This is a genomic window from Streptomyces sp. NPDC001851 (genome assembly GCF_040297165.1).
Lineage (GTDB): Bacteria > Actinomycetota > Actinomycetes > Streptomycetales > Streptomycetaceae > Streptomyces.
The window spans coordinates 115,143-133,090 of record NZ_JBEOYR010000021.1 but is presented as its reverse complement, the minus strand read 5'-3'; the positions used below and the strand labels follow the sequence as shown (position 1 = coordinate 133,090).

Sequence of the window (17,948 nt, the reverse complement as noted above, 5' to 3'; positions counted from 1 at the left end):
CCCGCTGCGCGGACGGCCGCGGCACAGGAGACCCGATGAACTCTCGACATGTGTTACGACATGCCCGTGTGCGGACGATGGCGGCCGTGGCGACCGCCTGCGCCCTGTCCGCTGCCCCGCTCGCCCCCCAGGCCGCAGCCGCCGACACCCCGCCGTACACCGAGACCTACCGCCCCCAGTTCCACTTCACCCCGCAGCAGAACTGGATGAACGACCCCAACGGCCTTGTGTACTACAAGGGCGAATACCACCTCTTCTACCAGTACAACCCCAACGGCAACACCTGGGGCGACATGTCCTGGGGCCACGCGGTGAGCACGGACCTCGTGCACTGGAAGCAACTGCCGCTCGCCCTGTCGTACGACGACAAGGAGATGGTCTTCTCGGGCAGCGCGGTCGTCGACCGGAACAACACCGCCGGCTTCGGCAGCAGGCAGAACCCGCCGATGGTGGCGGTCTACACCAGCTACTCCAAGTCCAGTGGCACACAGTCCCAGTCGCTCGCCTACAGCACCGACCGCGGCCGCACCTGGACCAAGTACCGGGGCAATCCCGTCCTCGACATCGGCTCCAAGGACTTCCGCGACCCCAAGGTCCAGTGGTACGCCCCCACCGGGAGCTGGCTGATGACCGTGTCGCTGTCCGCCGAGCACAAGGTGCGGTTCTACTCGTCCAAGAACCTCAAGGACTGGCGGCTGCTCAGCGAGTTCGGACCGGCCGGCGCGACGGGCGGTGTGTGGGAGTGCCCGGACCTCTTCCCCCTCGCGGTCGACGGCGACGGCAAGCACATCAAGTGGGTCCTGGTCGTCAACATCAACCCCGGCGGGATCGCCGGCGGTTCGGGCGCCCAGTACTTCATCGGCGACTTCGACGGAAAGACGTTCACCGCGGACGACAAGGGCACCTACACCCCGCCCGCCGGCCGGGTCGTACAGGGCTTCGACGGAGCCGACTACGGCACCTGGACGACCACCGGCGCCGCCTTCGGCGACGGTCCGGCGGCCGGGGCGCTGGACGGCCAGAGCACGGTCGACGGCTACGACGGCAAGGGCCTGGCCAACAGCTTCCACTCGGGCGACGCCGCTACCGGCACCCTCACCTCACCCCCCTTCACCGTGGACAGCGAGTTCCTCAACTTCAAGATCGGCGGCGGCCGGCACCCACACCGGGCCGGCACCGCCCTGGAACAGGGGCCGCCGCCCGCGGGCACGGTCCTCGCCGACTTCGAGGGCGGCACCTACGGCGACTGGGCGACCACCGGCGACGCCTTCGGCACCGCACCGGCCACCGGCACCCTCCCCGGCCAGCAGGAGGTCTCCGGCTCCCTCGGCGCCGGCCTGGCCGACACCTACCGGAACGGCGACTCCACCACCGGCACCCTCACCTCGCCCGAGTTCACCATCGACAAGGACTACGTCGACTTCCTCATCGGCGGCGGCCACCACCCCGCCGGCTACGACAACCCCACCGCCGTCGAACTCCTCGTCGACGGCAAGGTGGTCCGCAGCGCCACCGGACAGGACACCGAGGCACTCGACTGGGCCTCCTGGGACGTCCGCGACCTCGCCGGCCAGAAGGCGCGGATCCGGATCGTCGACGACAACACCGGCGGCTGGGGTCACATCAACGTCGACCAGATCACACTGTCCGACACCCAGGCCCAGCCGGTCTCCCAGGAGACATCCGTCAACCTGCTCGTCGACGGCGAGGTCGTCCGCAGCGCCACCGGCTCCGACAGCGAGACGCTGGACTGGGCCTCCTTCGACATGCGTCCCTTCGCGGGCAAGGAGGCGCAGATCCAGATCGTCGACAGGAACACCGGCGGCTGGGGCCACATCCTCGCCGACCGGTTCACCACCGCCGACGCCCCCGCCGAGTCCGCCGTACAACGCGCCGACTGGACCGACTACGGCAAAGACTACTACGCGGCGGTGTCCTGGGAGGACGCGCCCGGAGACAAGCGGTACATGATCGGCTGGATGAACGACTGGGAGTACGGGTCGTCCATCCCCACGTCGCCCTGGCGCGGCGCGCAGAGCATCCCCCGCCAGACGGCCCTGCGCACCATCGACGGCCGCATACGGCTGACCAGCGAACCGGTGCCGAGCCTGGCCTCGCTGCGAGAGGGCTCCGCGGCGACGGCGGCCGGGGTCACCGTCACGAACACCTCGCAGCCCCTGATCGGCCCCGCGGCCGAGGGCAGGGCACTCGACATCGAGGCGACGTTCACCCCGCACGACGCCGAACGCTTCGGCCTGAAGGTGCGCACCGGCGCCGGGGGAGAGGAGACCGTCATCGGATACGACACCACCGCACAGGAGCTGTACGTCGACCGCACCCGCTCCGGTGCCGTCGACTTCAGCAGCGCCTTCCCCGGCGTCCAGACCGCGCCGCTCAAGCCCACGAACGGCAAGGTGAGACTGCGGATCCTGGTCGACTGGTCGTCCGTCGAGGTCTTCGGCGGCAGCGGCGAGGCCGTGATCACCGACCAGATCTTCCCCGGTCCCGGCAGCCGGGGAGTGCGGGTCTTCGCCGAGAACGGCTCGGCGAGCCTGGACCGGGCCGTCGTCTGGCACCTCGGCTCCGCTCACAACTGACAAGGACACGAGACCATGAAGAAAACCCTGCTCGCCGAGTTCACCGCCCGCGAGGGAGCGGAGGGCGAGGTCGCCCGCCTGATACGGGAGTACGCCCAGAAAGTACGCGAGGAGGACGGCAACCTCACCTTCGACGTGTACACGAAGGAGTCCCGTCCGGGCGCCTTCTGGATCTTCGAGGTCTACCGCGACGAGGACGCCTTCCACACACACCTGAAGGCCCCGTACGGCGGCCCGTTCAACGCCGCCCTCGCCCCGCTGATCGAGGAGGACGCCTCAGTCCTGACGTTCCTCGACCCCCTGGATTGAGGGCGTCTTCCTGCGAACCCCCGTGGCTGCGGCTCGGCCGGTCATGCCCGACCGTCAGGCGGCTGACCAGGGCAGATGGAGAACTGAAACGGGAGTGTCTAGGGTCAGCGCGTGGCCTTCATCATGGTGTGCGAAGACGACGCGGCGGTTCGCGGCGTCCTCAAGCGCGCCCTGGAGCACGACGGGCACACCGTCTCCGTCGCCGCCACGGCCGACAGCCTGCTGCGCCAGCTCGCACCGGCGCCCCATCTGGTCGTCCTCGATCTCGGGCTCCCGGACGCCGACGGCCGCGACGTCTGCGTGGCCCTGCGGGCTCGTGGCGTCGACGTGCCGGTGCTGATGCTCACCGCCTTGGACGGCCTGCATCACAAGGTGGGCGGCTTCGAAGCCGGCGCCGACGACTACATGACCAAACCCTTTGACATCCCGGAACTGCTGGTCCGCGTCCGGGCGCTGCTGCGCCGGGCCACCGTGGCGCCCGCACCGCGCGAGGTCGTCCTCGATCCGGCGAAGCACATGGTGACCTACGGCTCGGTGAGCGAGAGCCTGACCCCGACCGAGTTCCGGCTGCTGGGCCGCCTGATCGCCTCGCAGGGCGACGCGGTACGCCGCCACGCCCTCATCGCCGCCGGCTGGCCGCACGGAGCGCAGGTCAGCGACAACACCCTCGACTCCTATGTGCGCCGGCTGCGGGCCAAGCTCGGTCCGCTGGGGGTGGCCGAGCGGCTGGCGACCGTCCGCGGTGTGGGCTACCGATGGCAGTGACGGGATTCCGGAGGAGGGTCGTCGCACTCACCGTGCTGATCGCCACCGCCGTGGTCGCCATCCTGGTCGTCGTCTCGCACGTGCTGCTGAGCCGGGTGACCGACGCCGACGCCCACGATCTGGCACGTACTCGCGCCGAGGCGGTCGCGGCGAACGTCACCTCCAAAGGCGGCCATGCCGTACTCACGGAGAACAACAGCGAGGCGCTCGACGAGGTCGCCTGGGTGTATGCCGACGGCCGGCTGATCGACGGAAACGTCCCGCCGAGCCTGGTCGATCGCGTCGAGGAGCTCGCGGACTCGGGGCGATCGCAGACCGCGTCGGTCGGCGATTACCTCCTGTACGCGCGGAAGGTCCCGATCCCCAGCCACCACGTCATGGTGATCGTCCGGGTGGACCTCACTCCCTACGAGACATCCGAGCAGCGCAGCCTGACCTTGTCCCTGATACTGGGCGGCCTCACGGTCCTCCTCGCCGGCGGGGTCGCACACCTCGTGGTGCGCCGCGCGCTGCGGGTCGTGCACGAGATGGCCGCCCTCGCCGACGACTGGGGCCAGCACGAACCCGGGCGCCGCTTCAACCTCGGCGTCCCCCGCGACGAGTTCGGGGAACTGGGGCGGACCCTGGACCACCTCCTGGAGCGCGTCGACAACGCGCTGGCGGACGAGCGCCGGCTCACCGACGAGATCGCCCACGAGCTGCGGACACCGCTCACGGTCCTGCGGGCCGAGGCGCAGCTGGCGCAGCTGTCCGGCGAGCCGGTGCCGACGGAGGCGGTGCTGAGCGAGGTCGACCGCCTCGATACGGCGATCACGACGCTTCTGCGCGCCGCGCGCGCACGGACGGACAAGGGGACCCGGTGCGACCTGCGCTCCGCCGCACTACAGGCGATCGCCGGCCGCGCGGTCGAGGTCGCCTTCCCGGCGAAGGTCGAGGTGGCCGTGGCGGCCGACGTCGCCGTGTCGCTGCTGTCACCCCTGCTGGACAACGGCCTGCGGCATGCGAAGTCCCGGGTGTGGATCACCGCCCGTGACCAGGGCGAGACCATCGTGGTCGATGTCCTGGACGACGGCCCCGGATTCGATCCCGCGGACGTCGACCGGGTCTTCGAAGCGGGGGTGACCGGCGGCGACGGGTACGGGCTGGGGCTGCCGGTGGTCCGGCGCATCGCCGCCTCGGCCGGTGTGGAGGTCCGCGCGATCGCGGACGGCCGCGGGCACGTCGAAGTGACACTCCCGGCCGCCCGTGCAACCGCGTAGTCAGGTTATGTGCAGATTCCCCGCGTAAACCTCCCCGCATGACAACGACAACGGAAGCACGCACGCGCAGCGGGCGTCTCATGCTCAACAAGGTTCCCGAGGTCACCGTCTGGTTCTGGGTGATCAAGGTCTTGTGCACGACCGTCGGTGAGAGCTTCGCCGACTGGATCAACATGAAGCTGGGCGTCGGCCTGGTGAACACGGCCTGGATCTTCACCGCGGTGTTCGTGGTGGTCCTGGCCGTCCAGCTGCGGCTGAAGCGGTACGTCCCGTTCCCCTACTGGCTGACCGTGGTCGTTGTCAGCGTCACGGGCACCCTGTACACCGACATCCTGACCGACCAGCTGAACGTGCCGCTGTGGATCAGTTCCGCGGTCTTCTCGGTGCTGCTCGCGGTGGTCTTCGGCGTGTGGTGGGCGCGTGAGCGCACCCTGTCGATCCACTCGGTCACCACGCTCCCGCGAGAGTCGTTCTACTGGCTCGCCGTTCTCGTCACCTTCGCGCTCGGCACCGCGACCGGCGACTGGACTCTGGAGCTCACCGGCTGGAGCCCGGGAGTCTCGGTCCTGCTGCCGCTCGGCCTCATCGCGGCGATCACGCTGCTGTGGAAGTTCGGCGCCAACCCGGTGCTGTCCTTCTGGCTCGCCTACATCCTGACCCGCCCGCTGGGCGCGAACATCGGCGACTGGCTCGCCTCCCCCAAGGTCGCCCAGAACCCGGGCGACCCCACCGGTCTCGACCTGGGCACGTTCACCACCAGCCTGATCTTCCTCGGCCTGATCCTGGCGACGGTGGTCTACCTGACGGTGACGCGCTCGGACGTGACCGAGACCCACGAGGCGACCCACGCCGCACCGGCCACCAGTAACCCGCGCAAGGAGCGCACCGCGCTGGCCGGCTTCGGACTGCTCGCCGTCGCCACCGCGGGCCTGCTGGTCTGGGCCCACGGCCAGCCGCACGTCGGCCCGGCGCCGGAGGAGGACAACACCTCCGCCGTCCAGATGGCTCCCGGCCAGGCGGTGAAGAAGTTCCCGCCCGCCAAGGTCGCCGCACTGAAGACCCTCGCCTCCACCTCGCTCAAGGACGCGCGCTCGGGGAACGCGACCGGTGCCCACGCGGCCGCACAGAAGCTGCGTGACCTGTGGGACGCCGACCAGGCCTCGCTGCAGCCGCTGGACCAGACCGGCTGGGACTCCATCGACGCCCAGATGGACAAGATGCTCAAGACCTTCGGCATCGACCACTCGAACCCGCCGATGTCACCCGCGCAGCAGGAGAAGGAACTGAACGCCCTCCTGACGGACATGGGCTGACAGACCGCACAGGCGGTTGGGGCCGCCTGTGACAGCCCGGGCATGTCCGCGGACTCCCGTGGGGCGGTCGAAGCCGGCGTCAACGGCTTCGACCGCCCCGCTGTTGCCCCAGACTGGCCAGTCCGTGTGGTGGCGGATGCGCCAGAAGCAGGCGCCGGTGACCAACCAGACGGCCCTGCACCTGCTACCCAGCAGGTGATGCAAGCCCGCCCGGGTGCGGCCTGGAGAATCACCCGGATGGCTGCCGTCCTGTCCCACCGCGGGCCGGGTGCGCCCTGCAGAACGACGATCGCGCCGGGTCGCACACGAGCCGGCACGCGCTGCTCGATCAGGCGGGCGTTGTGGTGCTTCCAGTCTGTGGAGCCAGGAAGAAAGTCCAGGGCAAGGACGAGGCCCAGGCCGTGCCCGGACGCCGTGACGCGGGGGCGGGAGTGAGGCGGAGGAGCTGGCCCGGCTGGAGGCGGACAACGCCCGGCCACTCAAGGCCGAGAAGGAAGCGCGAGATCCTGCGCCGGGCAGCCGCCTATTGGTCCGCCGGATGAGGCCGACGCTACGGCAAGGCCATCTCCTCCCAGCATGATCTCAACTGCCCCTGAACCAACGGGACGGACTCGGCATCGCACGCCATGACAATCGCGAGTCTGCTGAGTTCGACGCCCGCAGGCCGTTGTGTGAAGGACCAGTGTCGTCCTGCCCGCAGCAGGGTCTTGAAGAGCAGCCGTCGTCCGGAAGCATTGCCCGATAGTGCTTCATCCGCAGCCTTGAAGATCAGTACGTGGTGGTCGGCAGACAGCCACTTCAGATTGCGCAGACAGCCGGAGAGCGCATCCCAGTTCCACCCGAGGTAATCAGGCAGCCTGAGCCCGTCGTAGAACTGCTGGAAGACGGCATCCGTGTCGTGCATCTCCCCGCCGTCGAGACGCGCTGCGTACGTCCGCGCGTGCGCGTCAGGTGAGGACGTTTGTGAGCCGCTCGGCTGACGGCCCGGCGCGGGAGCGCGGGGCGACGGCGGTGTGGGGGGAGGACTCGTCAGGTATGGCACGACTGAGCGTAGGGGAGTTCCCGTATGTAGACCCGCCATTGCTCCTTGGTGAGTTGGCCGGCGGTACTGGCGCAGATCCGCCGGATCGCATGGCCGAGTCCGAGGGGCGTGAGCTCGATGGTGCCGTCTGGTCCTGCTGTGGCCAGGAGCTGCCCGTCCGGGCGGTACGCGGCCGTCTCTATCGCTTCGGTGTGCCCTGCGGCGAGCGCCTTGCCCCAGGGGGTCGGCCGGGTGGGGTCGGTCAGGTCCCACAGCAGGACGGTTCGGTCCTCGCCGGCGGAGGCCAGCGTGCGGCCGTCCGCGCTGAAGCCCACCCAGGTCACCCGGCCGGTGTGCCCGGTCAGCGCGTTGCCGATGGCCGAGGCGCGCGCGGGGTCGGTGACGTTCCACATGCGTATGTCGTGGCCGACGCCGGCGGTGGCCAGCAGCCGTCCGTCAGGGCTGAAGGCGCCCCACTGGGTGCCGCCTGTGTCGCCTGTGCGGATGGCCGGCAGCGGCCTGGGACGGACCGGGTCGCGGATGTCCCACAGGCGGACCTTGTCGTCCTCGCTCGTGCTCGCGAGCGTGTGGCCGTCCGGGCTGACGCCCGCCCAGTGGACGAAGCTGATGTGGCCGGTCAACGGGCTGCCGAGGGCGGCGGGGTGTGCGGGGTCGGTGACGTTCCACAGCCGGAGGCTGTGTTTGGGGCCGCCTGTGACCAGTACATGCCCGTCAGGAGTGAACGCCAGCAGGCCATCGTTCTGGTCGGCGCCGTCGGTGTGGATCAGGCCGACCTGCCGGGGCCGGCCTGGGGTGGAGACGTCCCATAGCCACACGGTGCCGTCACTGTCGGCGCTCGCGAGCAACCGGCCCCGCGGCTGGAACACCGTCCGGATGGCGAGATGCTGATCCGGCAGTTCGCTCAGCTGCCTGCCGCGCGCTGGATCGCGGACGTCCCACAGCCGTACCCTTCCGGCGCTCGCGCTGGCCAATATACGGCCGTCTGGGTTGAACGCGATGCCGGTGATGCTGCCGAGACGGCCGGCCAGGACAGCGCGCGGCAGATGCCAGAGACGTACGCTGTGGTCGTCGCTCACGCTGGCCAGCGACTGCCCGTCGGGGCTGAACGCCAGCCAGTTGACGAATCCGGTGTGCCCGATCAGCGGCTGTCCGAGCAGAGCTGGATGCTGGGGGTCGGAGACGTCCCACAGCCGGATGGTGTGGTCCGCGCCGCCGGTGGCGAGCGTTCGGCCGTCGGGTGAGAACGCCACCGCGAGCAGGGTGTCGGTGTGACCGGTCAGCGGTTTGCCCAGCGGCTTGGCGTGCGCGGGGTCGGATACGTCCCACAGCCGTACCTTCCGGTCGTTGCCCACGCTGGCCATGAGCTTGCTGTCCCGGCGGAAGGCGACCGCGTAGACGACGTCCGGGTTGCTCAGCGGCTTCGACCACAGCTTCGGATGGTTCCGGTCGGTGACGTTCCAGAGGCGGATGAGGTGGTCGTGACAGGGAGCCGCCACCGTCCGGCCGTCCGGGCTGAAGGCGGCCGAGGCGACGGCGGCGCTCGCCCCGGTCAGCGGGGGGCCCAGGCCCTTCGCGTGTGCCGGGTCGGAGACGTCCCACAGTCGTACGGTGTGGTCTTGGCCGGCGGTGGCCAGCGTGCGCCCGTCGCGGCTGAACGACACGGAGAAGACCATGTCGCGGTGCCCGGTCAGCGGCCCGCCGCGGGCCCTCGGGTGCAGCGGGTCACGGACGTCCCACAGCCGTGCCGTGTGATCCCGGCTTGCGCTGGCCAGGGTGTGGCCGTCCGGGGAGAACTGCAGCCAGTACACCCAGTCGGTGTGCCCGGTCAGCGGCCTGCCGAGCGGGACGGGGTGCCCGGGATCGGCCAGGCTCCACAGCCGGATGGTGTCGTCACCGGCCCCGGTGGCGAGGACGCGCCCGTCCGGTGAGAACGCCACCGCGTACACCGGCTGGGAGTGTCCGGACAGTACGGAGGACAGCGCGATGTTCTGCGTGTCCAGCAGGCCGGCGGCGGCTTCGCGGTCCGCCCGCAGCCGGTACGCCGCCACGTACATCCGCGCCGCCAGCGACGGATCGGTCGCATTCAACTGGCCCGCCTCGGCCACCACCTGAGCGGCCACCGCACGGTCACGGCTGTCGCGGGCCAGCGAGCGCTGCTGGAAGGCGATGACAGCGACCGTCGACGCGAGCAGGAGAAGGGCGGACACCGCGGCCAGCAGCGCCCGGATGCGCCGGGTGGTGCGAGCCGCCACCCGGCGCTCCTGTTCACGGGCGGCGATGCTGGCGTCGAGGAACGCGGCCTCGGACGGCGTGAGGTCCGCGCGATACCCGGCCAGGCACTCCTCTGCCGTGACCAGGCGGGTGCCGCGGTACAAGGCCCCGGAGTCCCGGTCGAGCGCATCCCAGGCCCGGGCGGCCTCGGTGAGCTGGCGGTGGACCCGAAGCTGTTCGCGGGCACCGTCGATCCAGGACTGCAGTCGCGGCCAAGCGGTGATCAACGCTTCGTGCGCCAGGTGCACCATGTCGCCGTCGAGTGTGACCAGCCGCGCGCGAGCCAGTTGTTCCAGCACCGAGGCCGTGTCGGCGGACTGGTCCGTGGTGCTCAGCGCCTGCAGTTCGCCGTGCTCGGCGGGACGGCTGGTGTCCTGGGCACCTTCACCGGGCGTGATCAGGCGCAGCAGGATACGCCGGGCGACCTCTGCCCGTTCCGGCGACAGGCGGGTGTACAGCTCTTCGGCGGTGCGGGTGAGAGCACCGTGCACACCGCCGACAGCCTCGTAGGCAGCCAGCGTGAGGGTGCGGCCTCTGCGGCGGCGCCACGTCTCCAGCAGGGCGTGGGACATGAGCGGCAGTCCGCCGGGCTCATCGGCGACGTCCTGCAGGATCCGCGCCGTCAACGTGCGCTCCACGATCAGCCCCGCGGCCACTGCGGGTTTGACAATCGCGTCGCGCAGTTCGGCCGGCCCCATGGGGCCGAGCAGGAAGGTGGCGTCGGTGAGGGCGGCGGCGAGCGGGCGATGGTCGGCGCAGCGACTGAGGAAGTCCGCCCTTACCGCGATCACCACCCGCAGTCTGCTCTCCGGTTCCACCGCGCTCACCAGCAGGTCGAGAAAAGCCGCACGCTCCGCCGGATCCGAGCACAGGGTGAAGAGCTCCTCGAACTGGTCGACCACGACCACCGTGTCGCCGGCACCCTGGCTTGCCGTGAACGCTCGCGCGTGGGTGGAGGCCGGCCGCGGCCCTGGGGTGAGGATGCGTATTGCCGCCAGTCGACACTGCGATGACTGCTGGTCTTGGAGGGACGGGAGGAGCCCCGCGCGCAGCAGGGAGGACTTGCCGCTGCCGGACGCGCCCACCACCGCGACCATGCGGCAGGTCCGCACCCGCTCGGTCAGTCGGGCCACGAGCTGGTCGCGCCCGAAGAACAGATGCCGATCGCCGGGTTCGAAGCGGGTCAGCCCTCGGTACGGGGCGTCCGTGTCATCGGCATCCTCCGGCTCGGCGGCCACTTCCCGAGCCACCGCCCGCCAGCGCGGCTCCCATTCCTCGGGATCCGCCCCGCAAGCCCGCACATAGGCCAGTACCACCTCCAGCGAGGGCAGTTGGCCCCCTGCGGCCGCCCTCGACAAGGTGGCGACCGAATAGCCGGTGCACTGCGCCATGGCCCGGTAGGTCAAGCCTCCGGCCTCTTGGCGCAGCTTGCGTAAGTCGAACGCCAAACGCTGGACCGGGCCGGCCGACGGATCCAGCGGTCCCTCACGACGCCCCATGCCGTCCCCCATGGTCAACACCGACGGTGAGAGACAACAGTGGCACCTTCTTCGTCACCGCCGCATCCCTGACCAGCTTGTTTCAGCCGATCGGCGCCGACGGCCGGCCTGCCTCGACGTTTGTTGCACTCGGCGATGCAGGCATGCGCAACAACGGGCCGGACCACAAGCATGGGCGGGACGGCGGCCGGCAGGTCGACGGCGGTGCTGACGTCCCAACCCGATCGCGGTCGGCTCATGCGGCTGCGGCTGCGGCTGCGGCTGCGGCAAAGGAGAAAGAGATTCATGCGACAGGGATCGAGGCCATCGCGCGAGGGCTCGAATTGCCGTGGCCACCGCGGGCGTGGTGGCCGGCATTTGTGACCGGTACCGCCCACGCCTCGACGACCGCTCGCGGGATCGGCCCGGCCAGACCAACAAAGCAGTACGTCAATCGTTCGCAACGGCCCGTTGCTGCCCTCGGCGTGCGGACTGGAGGGCGGGCGAACGAAGCCGTCGCAGAGGCTCCATCGAGCCGGTGCAGCGGTCAGCGGCGCAGGATGCGAAATGAGTGAAAGGAGTCCATGTATGACGCTTCTTCCCAGAACTCCTCACCATCTCCGAGGGGTTGCCCCAAGACGCGGTGTGCGGGCGGGGTTACTCAGCGGGCTGACCGCGGTGACCGTCGCGACGGCACTGCTCGTCGCCCCGGTCGCGGCATCGGCGACGGTCCAGAAAGCCGCGCCGCGGCAGGCCGCGGATGCTGCCGTGCGCGGGCTCGACGTCAGCGCCTACCAGGAGACCGTGGACTGGGCCGCGGTCGCCGCCGCCGGAGCCTCCTTCGCCTACGTCAAGGCGACCGAGGGCACCTCCTACATCAGTTCCCGCTTCTCCCAGCAGTACGACGGTGCAGCAGCGGTCGGCCTGATCCGCGGCGCCTATCACTTCGCCAGGCCGGACAAAGCCTCCGGCAGGGCCCAAGCCGACTACTTCGTCGACCACGGAGGCGCCTGGCAACCCGACGGCAAGACCCTCCCCGGCGTCCTGGACATCGAAGCCACGCCGGGCCTGCCCACCTGCTACGGGATCAGCCCCAGCGCGACCGTCCACTGGATCGCCTCGTTCGACATCGAATACCGGCGTCGCACCGGCCGCCACCCGGTGATCAACACCAACACGTCGTGGTGGTCGCAGTGCACCGGCAACTCCTCCGCCTTCGCCGCCACCAACCTGATCTGGATCGGCAGCTGGACCGGTACTCCGCACCCCCTGCCCAACGGCTGGTCCACGTACGCCATCTGGCAGACCTCCGACTCCGGCACCCTTCCCGGTGACCAGGACGTCTTCAACGGCACCCAGCAGGACCTGCGGAACCTCGCCACCAACGGCACCTACGCGCCCCCACCGCCACCACCGGCCGGGGCATGGCCGGTTGTCCAGCAGGGCTACAGCGGCCGCCAGGTGACCACCATCCAGTACCTCCTCAAAGCCCATGGCGCGGCCTCGTCGGTCGACGGCTCTTTCGGTGCGGCCACGCATGACGCCGTGGTCGCCTTCCAGACCCGCAATCAGCTCACCCCCGACGGAATCGTCGGCCCCAACACCTGGCAAGCCCTCGTCACCACCGTCAAAGAAGGTGACCACGGCCCGGCCGTCAGCGCGGTGCAGGCGGAACTGAAGGCCCATGGCGCGGCCCTGTCGGTCGACGGCTCTTTCGGTGCGGCCACGCATGACGCCGTGGTCGCCTTCCAGACCCGCAACCGGTTGACCCCGGACGGCACCGTGGGGCGCAACACCTGGCTCGCACTGGTCAACTGACCCCGTTTGCGGTCGATCAACCGGTGAGTCGGGGCCGCAGGCACTCGTTCACCAGGGAATGCCGGAGTGCCGGCGCTCGTAAAGCCCGAAAAGGTAATTCAAGTAAACAAAAGAGGAGCATCATGCCCATCTCTACCGACATCATAATCCGAGCTTGGACCGACGAGACGTTCCACGACTCGCTGTCCGAGGAGCAGCTGCAGCAGATCCCCGCCAACCCGGCCGGGGAGTTCCAGGAGATCATCGCGTTCAACGGCACCCACGCCATCGAGGCGAGCACCGTCTCGGTCGTCTGCATCGGCTCGTGCTTCTTCACATTCGGGGACAGCTCCGACGCCTGCTGCGCCTAGGGACAGACCGTGGCCGTGCGGCCCGCCTGCCGTCGGCGGACCGCACGGCACGTCCCCCGCACAGCACGGCACATCCCCCGCACCGCCGTACACATCGTCGCAGCTACAGGGACACTTCGATGACTCTCGAAACCCACCCCTACTCGGCCGTTCATGTCGACAGCAACGCCAGTATCTGGTTCCTGGCCGCCTACCTGGACGAGCGGATCGCCGCTGGAAAACCGGTGCCGGCCAGCGAGCCGACGCGCTCGACGGCGCGATCTGGATCGACCACGGCCAGGTGGCGGGCCCGTTACCCCTACTCGGACGACGAGCTGTTCGCGGAGATCCTGCACCGGCGGCAGCTGACGTCCGACGAGTTCACCCGCCTGTGCGAGGAGGAGGCGGAGCAGGTCCGCGAGCGTTTCACGAGTCCGCCCGGGTGGTTGCAACACTTGCACGGCCTGCCGCTGGCCGGCGGCCCGGGCGCCGCTCGCGCGGCCGGGGCGTCCGAACGGCCGGAGTTGCCGCGGGACCCGCGGCAGCAGCAGTTGGAGGGGCTGCTGGACTTCATCCGGCCGTTCCTCGACCGTGCAACCGATGCCCTGGTCGCAGGGGTGTTGGACACTGTTCGATCGACGGGCTCATCGCTGGACGGCGAGCATCTGGGCTTGCTACTGGCCGGGACTTGGCCGCGGCGAGCGCTGACCCGCTTGGTGATCCGGGTGCTCCTGCTCGAACTGAACATCGCGCGCCTGCGCGGCACCCTCGCCGGAGCGGACAGTGCCGGACGCTTCGCTGACTTCGCAGCCAGGTTGTCCAATCCCCGGCACGCGTCGGCGCTGTGGCGGGCGTACCCAGTCCTGCTCCGGGAATGCGCGGTGCTCCTGGACAACTGGGTTGCTGCCCGGCTGGAGTTCTGCGCCCACCTGTGCGCCGATCTGTCCGCGATCGGCCACCTCGTGCCGGAGGCGGCGGACCGGCAACCGACCGCTGTGCGGTTCGATGCGGGGGATGGGCATCGCGGCGGTCGCTCGGTCGGTATCGTCACATTCGCCGGAGGGCACCGGGTCGTCTACAAGCCACGCTCGCTCCATGTCGACCGGCATTTCCAGCAGTTGCTGCGGTGGGCGAACGCCGCCGGTTTCGAGCCGGGCTTCGCGACGTTGGACATCGTCAGCCGCGACGATCATGGATGGTCACAGTTCGTGGCGTCGTCGGGCTGCTCGGACCGCGGCCAGGCAGCCCGCTTCTACCGCCGCCATGGCGGGTACCTCGCCCTGGCGTACGTGCTCCGCGCTACCGACCTCCACTTCGAGAACGTCATCGCCGCAGGCGAACACCCGTACCTGGTCGATCTCGAAGCGCTGTTCGGAGCGGAATTGCGCCGCGCTGCGGGGGCGGACGACGAGGTGGCCGGACGGCTGATGATGTCCACCGTGCTCGCCACCGGCCTGCTGCCGAATCCGGTCGTCCGGTTCCACGCAGCCGAACACAGCACCACGGACCTGTCCGGAATCAGTTACCGTGCCGGTCAGCTGTCCTCCGACCAGGTGCCGACGTGGGCCGATCCCGGCTCGGACACGATGCGGATCGTGCACCGGCGCGTGCCGATGGGGGCGTCTCCCAACGCACCCCTGCTGAAGGGCAGTCCGATCGACCCTGCCCACTTCGTGTCCGAGATCGTTGACGGCTTCACCGACCTCTACCGCATCCTGCTCGACCGGAAGGCGGAACTCACCGGAAAACGAGGGCTGTTGGAGCGCTTCGAGAACGACACCGTGCGGCGCGTGCTGGAGGCGACCCAGACGTACGGCACGGTGTTGTGGGACAGTTACCATCCCAAGCTCCTGCGCAACGCCGTCCACCGTGACTGCTACCTCGACCGCACGCTGGGCCGTTACCGGAACTACCATCGCGGTCACGACATCGCGGTCAGCGAGCGACGCCAGCTGGCCGATGGCGATATCCCCCTGTTTACCAGCCGGGTCGGCGGGTGCGAACTGCGGGGCGCGGACGGCACGGTGATCGGAGACGCCCTGGAGGCCAGTGGCCTTGAGGCCGCCCGCGACCGGTTGCACGCGCTCTCGACCGCCGATCTGCTGCACCAGCGATGGGTGATCGAATCGGCCTTCGCCTGTGCGGCCACCGACGACCTCAACGCCTCCTGGCCCGTTCACCTCGTTGCCGGCCGCGACGGCGCCCCGGCCCCGCACACCGCCATCGACCATGCCCGGGCGATCGGGGACAAGCTCCTGGCCACCGCACTGAGGGCCGGTGACGAGATCGGCTGGCTGGGCATCACACCGGTCGGAACATCGGCATGGCGACTGACGCCGACAGCCAGCGGCCTGTACTCGGGCGCGCCCGGCATCGCGCTGTTCCTCCTCCAGCTCGGCCTCGTGACCGGCACGGCCCGATATCAGGAGGCGGCCGCTCTCGTGGCGCGCTCGCTCGCCCACCGGGCCGGACTGGGCCGTCGTCTCCCGCCGCCCCCTCCCGGTGTCCCCGCGCTCGGGCTGTCCGGCGAGGTCGGCGGAGGGCTCTACTTCGCCGCACACTGGGCCGCCGCCACCGGAGAGCACGATGACCTCACTCAGCTGCTCACCGACCTCGCCCCGCGCCTGGAGAGCACCATCGACCAGACGAGCGACCCAGACCTCGTCGACGGACTCGCCGGCACGCTGCTCGGCCTGACCAGCGCGCACAGCGTACTGGGCAGCGGCACACTCGCCGAGCTGATGACTCGCTGTGCCGACGCCATCGCGTCCGCAGGGATTCCACAGGACACGGGCGTGGGGTGGCATTCGCCCGCCGGTGGGGACCGCCCGCTGTGCGGGATGGCACACGGCGCATCCGGTATCGTCCTCGCGCTCGCACGGTGTTCGCAGGCCCTGCACACGTTGCGGTACCGCGAAACCCTCCGTGAAGCCCTCCGCTACGAAGCAGCTCTCCATGACCCCGAGCTGCGGCGCTGGCCCGACCTGCGACCGCGCAGCCGCAATACCACGATGACGGCTTGGTGCCACGGAGCCCCGGGCATCGGCCTGGCCCGTGCAGTGCTGTCCGCTGTGGACCATCTCCGCTTGTCCGAACCCGCTCTCGACGACCTGGCCACTGCCCTGGACGACACCCGGGCCGCCTACCCGGTCTCCGAGAGCATGACAGTGCGCAACCTGTCGCTCTGCCACGGCGAACTCGGCAACCTGGAGTTCGTGGCCACGGCCGCGGGCATCCTGGACAGCGCGGCCGGACGCAGTCTGGCCGACCGCATGGCCCACGCCGTCTGCGCGACGCTCGACGAACGGGGCCCGGTCTGTGGCGTTCCCGAGGGACTGAGCACCCCAGGTTTGCTGACCGGCATCGCCGGAATCGGTCACGGGCTGCTCCGGCTCGCGGCACGGACGCACGTCCCGTCCGTACTCACCTTCGAGCCACCGTTTGTGTGAGGGCCGCCCCGTGGTAGATGAAGGGCTCAGGGCTCGCAGAGATTCAAGAGCGGCAGCGGCGGCTGCTGACGGGAGCCGACGCGCGGATCTGGGGACACGGCGGTATCCGGGTGGTCGCACGGGCGGCCCAGGCCGGCGCCGGGGCGGGGGTTTCAGCCAGCGCCGGGCGCCTGCGGTGGCGCTCCACGCCGGTCTCCGGCCACCTTGGAGAATCCGTCCCGCCTCTGACCCCGGCTGGCTGACAGCGTACGTGATGCCTGGTGAGAGCCTTTGGCGTGCGCGGATCGGTGGGGCTTCAGAACGGGTGATCCGGCGTGCCCAGGACGACGAGTTCGGTGCTGCCCAGCACCTCCGTGAGCACCTGCGGCGCACCGCTCATGTGGAAGTAGTCCCAGTGCGCGCGGCGGATCGCTTGCTCCGGGTGACTGAGCGCGCGCAGCACGTCCCAGTGCAGGGCCTGGGCCCAGACGTAGCCCGGTTCGCCGTCGACGTCCATGTCCTGTGCGTCGACCGGGGCGTCCGCGAGCGCGCAGGCCAAACGCTGGCTGTCCACGGGCCCGGCAGCGAAGTCCAGGAATGCAGCGGGGTCAGCGCCCAGGGGCCCGTCGTTGGCGCTCTCACCGTCCCGGCCCGGCCAGGAGTCGTAGCGGTCGCCGGCGCGGGTGCGGCCGCAGGGTGGCGGGGTGGCCGACATCGATGACGAGGCGGTGTTCGCAGCGATCGTCTACGTGCTGGTCAGCCGCTGTGCCTGGCGGGCTCTGCCGCTCTGTTTCGAGGAATCGAAGTCAACAGTGCACCGACGGTTCCTGATCTGGTCCCGGGCGGGCGTCTGGGGACGGCTGCACCAGAAGGTGCTTGAGACGCTCGCCGGCCAGGGCCTGGTCGACCTGTCCCGGGCGGTACTCGACTCCGCCCACGTCCGCGTCAAGAAAAAAGGGGGCGAACTTGCAGGTCCGTCGCCCGTGGACCGGGGCAAGCCGGGTTCCAAGATGCACGTACTGTCCGACGCGAACGGACTGCCCCTTCGCGTCGGAGTCTCCGCCGCCAACACCCACGAGAGCCTCGGGCTGAAGCCGATACGGTTGGGCCGTCGTCGGGGGGCATCGAGCGCACGATCTCCTGGCTGACTGGTTACCGGCGTCTGCCACCTCGCTACGAGCGACATCCCCGCAACTACCTGGCCTTCCTCGGCCTCGCCGCCGCCCTCTGCCGCTGCAAGCGCCTCCTCAAACTGACCATGTAGGACACGGTGTCAGCGCTCAACTCCCGGGTCGGCAACGGCCGTCAGTGCCCAGTACGCAGAGCCGCTGATCATCGG

Annotated in this window: 11 protein-coding genes and 1 pseudogene; 9 read left to right on the top strand and 3 right to left on the bottom strand. The window is 69.9% G+C overall.

Features of this window, described 5'->3' with window-relative positions:
- Positions 1 to 35: 35 nt before the first annotated feature.
- The 5 genes from ABT171_RS28575 to ABT171_RS28555 all read left to right on the top strand — a co-directional run bounded on the left by ABT171_RS28575 (position 36) and on the right by ABT171_RS28555 (position 6,243).
- On the top strand, positions 36 to 2,597 hold the full coding sequence (locus tag ABT171_RS28575) for a GH32 C-terminal domain-containing protein (protein WP_351248683.1): 2,562 nt from the start codon (positions 36 to 38) through the stop codon (positions 2,595 to 2,597).
- A 15-nt stretch (positions 2,598 to 2,612) separates the two neighbouring features.
- Positions 2,613 to 2,906, top strand: a complete 294-nt coding sequence (locus ABT171_RS28570) for a putative quinol monooxygenase (RefSeq protein ID WP_351248681.1) — start codon at positions 2,613 to 2,615, stop codon at positions 2,904 to 2,906.
- Between the two features lie 111 nt (positions 2,907 to 3,017).
- On the top strand, positions 3,018 to 3,671 hold the full coding sequence (locus tag ABT171_RS28565; protein ID WP_351248679.1) for a response regulator transcription factor: 654 nt from the start codon (positions 3,018 to 3,020) through the stop codon (positions 3,669 to 3,671).
- Positions 3,662 to 4,930 carry an ATP-binding protein gene (locus ABT171_RS28560; RefSeq protein WP_351248677.1) on the top strand — a complete coding sequence of 423 codons (1,269 nt, stop codon included), beginning with the start codon at positions 3,662 to 3,664 and terminating at the stop codon, positions 4,928 to 4,930. The genes ABT171_RS28565 and ABT171_RS28560 overlap by 10 nt, the downstream gene beginning before the upstream one ends.
- A 38-nt stretch (positions 4,931 to 4,968) precedes the next feature.
- Positions 4,969 to 6,243 carry a COG4705 family protein gene (locus ABT171_RS28555; protein ID WP_351248675.1) on the top strand — a complete coding sequence of 425 codons (1,275 nt, stop codon included), beginning with the start codon at positions 4,969 to 4,971 and terminating at the stop codon, positions 6,241 to 6,243.
- A 550-nt stretch (positions 6,244 to 6,793) separates the two neighbouring features.
- On the opposite strand, the gene ABT171_RS28550 is transcribed toward ABT171_RS28555, so the two are convergent.
- Both ABT171_RS28550 and ABT171_RS28545 read right to left on the bottom strand, forming a co-directional pair.
- Complete coding sequence (locus ABT171_RS28550) at positions 6,794 to 7,324, bottom strand: barstar family protein (RefSeq protein ID WP_351248673.1); 531 nt, start codon at positions 7,322 to 7,324, stop codon at positions 6,794 to 6,796.
- A complete protein-coding gene (locus ABT171_RS28545) occupies positions 7,273 to 11,055 on the bottom strand; it encodes an nSTAND1 domain-containing NTPase (RefSeq protein ID WP_351248671.1) in 3,783 nt (1,260 codons plus the stop codon). Before ABT171_RS28545 ends, ABT171_RS28550 begins: the two co-directional genes overlap by 52 nt.
- 657 nt (positions 11,056 to 11,712) lie before the next feature.
- Here ABT171_RS28545 and ABT171_RS28540 point away from each other — a divergent pair.
- The 3 genes from ABT171_RS28540 to ABT171_RS28530 all read left to right on the top strand — a co-directional run bounded on the left by ABT171_RS28540 (position 11,713) and on the right by ABT171_RS28530 (position 16,630).
- Positions 11,713 to 12,852, top strand: coding sequence for a GH25 family lysozyme (locus ABT171_RS28540; protein ID WP_351248669.1), 1,140 nt, complete (start codon positions 11,713 to 11,715; stop codon positions 12,850 to 12,852).
- Between the two features lie 122 nt (positions 12,853 to 12,974).
- Positions 12,975 to 13,202 carry a mersacidin/lichenicidin family type 2 lantibiotic gene (locus ABT171_RS28535; protein ID WP_351248667.1) on the top strand — a complete coding sequence of 76 codons (228 nt, stop codon included), beginning with the start codon at positions 12,975 to 12,977 and terminating at the stop codon, positions 13,200 to 13,202.
- 434 nt (positions 13,203 to 13,636) lie between these two features.
- Positions 13,637 to 16,630, top strand: a complete 2,994-nt coding sequence (locus tag ABT171_RS28530; protein ID WP_351248665.1) for a type 2 lanthipeptide synthetase LanM family protein — start codon at positions 13,637 to 13,639, stop codon at positions 16,628 to 16,630.
- 295 nt (positions 16,631 to 16,925) lie between these two features.
- Here the strand turns inward: ABT171_RS28530 and ABT171_RS28525 are convergent, their stop codons facing one another.
- Positions 16,926 to 17,324, bottom strand: coding sequence for a hypothetical protein (locus ABT171_RS28525; protein WP_351248663.1), 399 nt, complete (start codon positions 17,322 to 17,324; stop codon positions 16,926 to 16,928).
- Between ABT171_RS28525 and ABT171_RS28520 the strand changes: the two are divergent.
- Positions 17,284 to 17,873 (top strand): annotated as a pseudogene (locus tag ABT171_RS28520) (transposase); the annotation flags it as partial. The gene ABT171_RS28525 and the pseudogene ABT171_RS28520 sit on opposite strands and share 41 nt — an antisense overlap.
- Positions 17,874 to 17,948: the final 75 nt, after the last annotated feature.

What these genes read in the sequence shown, in the direction of transcription:
- ABT171_RS28570 (WP_351248681.1), top strand. Translation starts at nt 2,613, where the DNA reads ATGAAGAAAACCCTGCTCGCCGAGTTCACCGCCCGCGAGGGAGCGGAG.
- ABT171_RS28535 (WP_351248667.1), top strand. Translation starts at nt 12,975, where the DNA reads ATGCCCATCTCTACCGACATCATAATCCGAGCTTGGACCGACGAGACG.
- ABT171_RS28550 (WP_351248673.1), bottom strand. Translation starts at nt 7,324, where the DNA reads ATGGCGGGTCTACATACGGGAACTCCCCTACGCTCAGTCGTGCCATAC.
- ABT171_RS28575 (WP_351248683.1), top strand. Translation starts at nt 36, where the DNA reads ATGAACTCTCGACATGTGTTACGACATGCCCGTGTGCGGACGATGGCG.
- ABT171_RS28560 (WP_351248677.1), top strand. Translation starts at nt 3,662, where the DNA reads ATGGCAGTGACGGGATTCCGGAGGAGGGTCGTCGCACTCACCGTGCTG.
- ABT171_RS28545 (WP_351248671.1), bottom strand. Translation starts at nt 11,055, where the DNA reads ATGGGGCGTCGTGAGGGACCGCTGGATCCGTCGGCCGGCCCGGTCCAG.
- ABT171_RS28555 (WP_351248675.1), top strand. Translation starts at nt 4,969, where the DNA reads ATGACAACGACAACGGAAGCACGCACGCGCAGCGGGCGTCTCATGCTC.
- ABT171_RS28525 (WP_351248663.1), bottom strand. Translation starts at nt 17,324, where the DNA reads ATGTCGGCCACCCCGCCACCCTGCGGCCGCACCCGCGCCGGCGACCGC.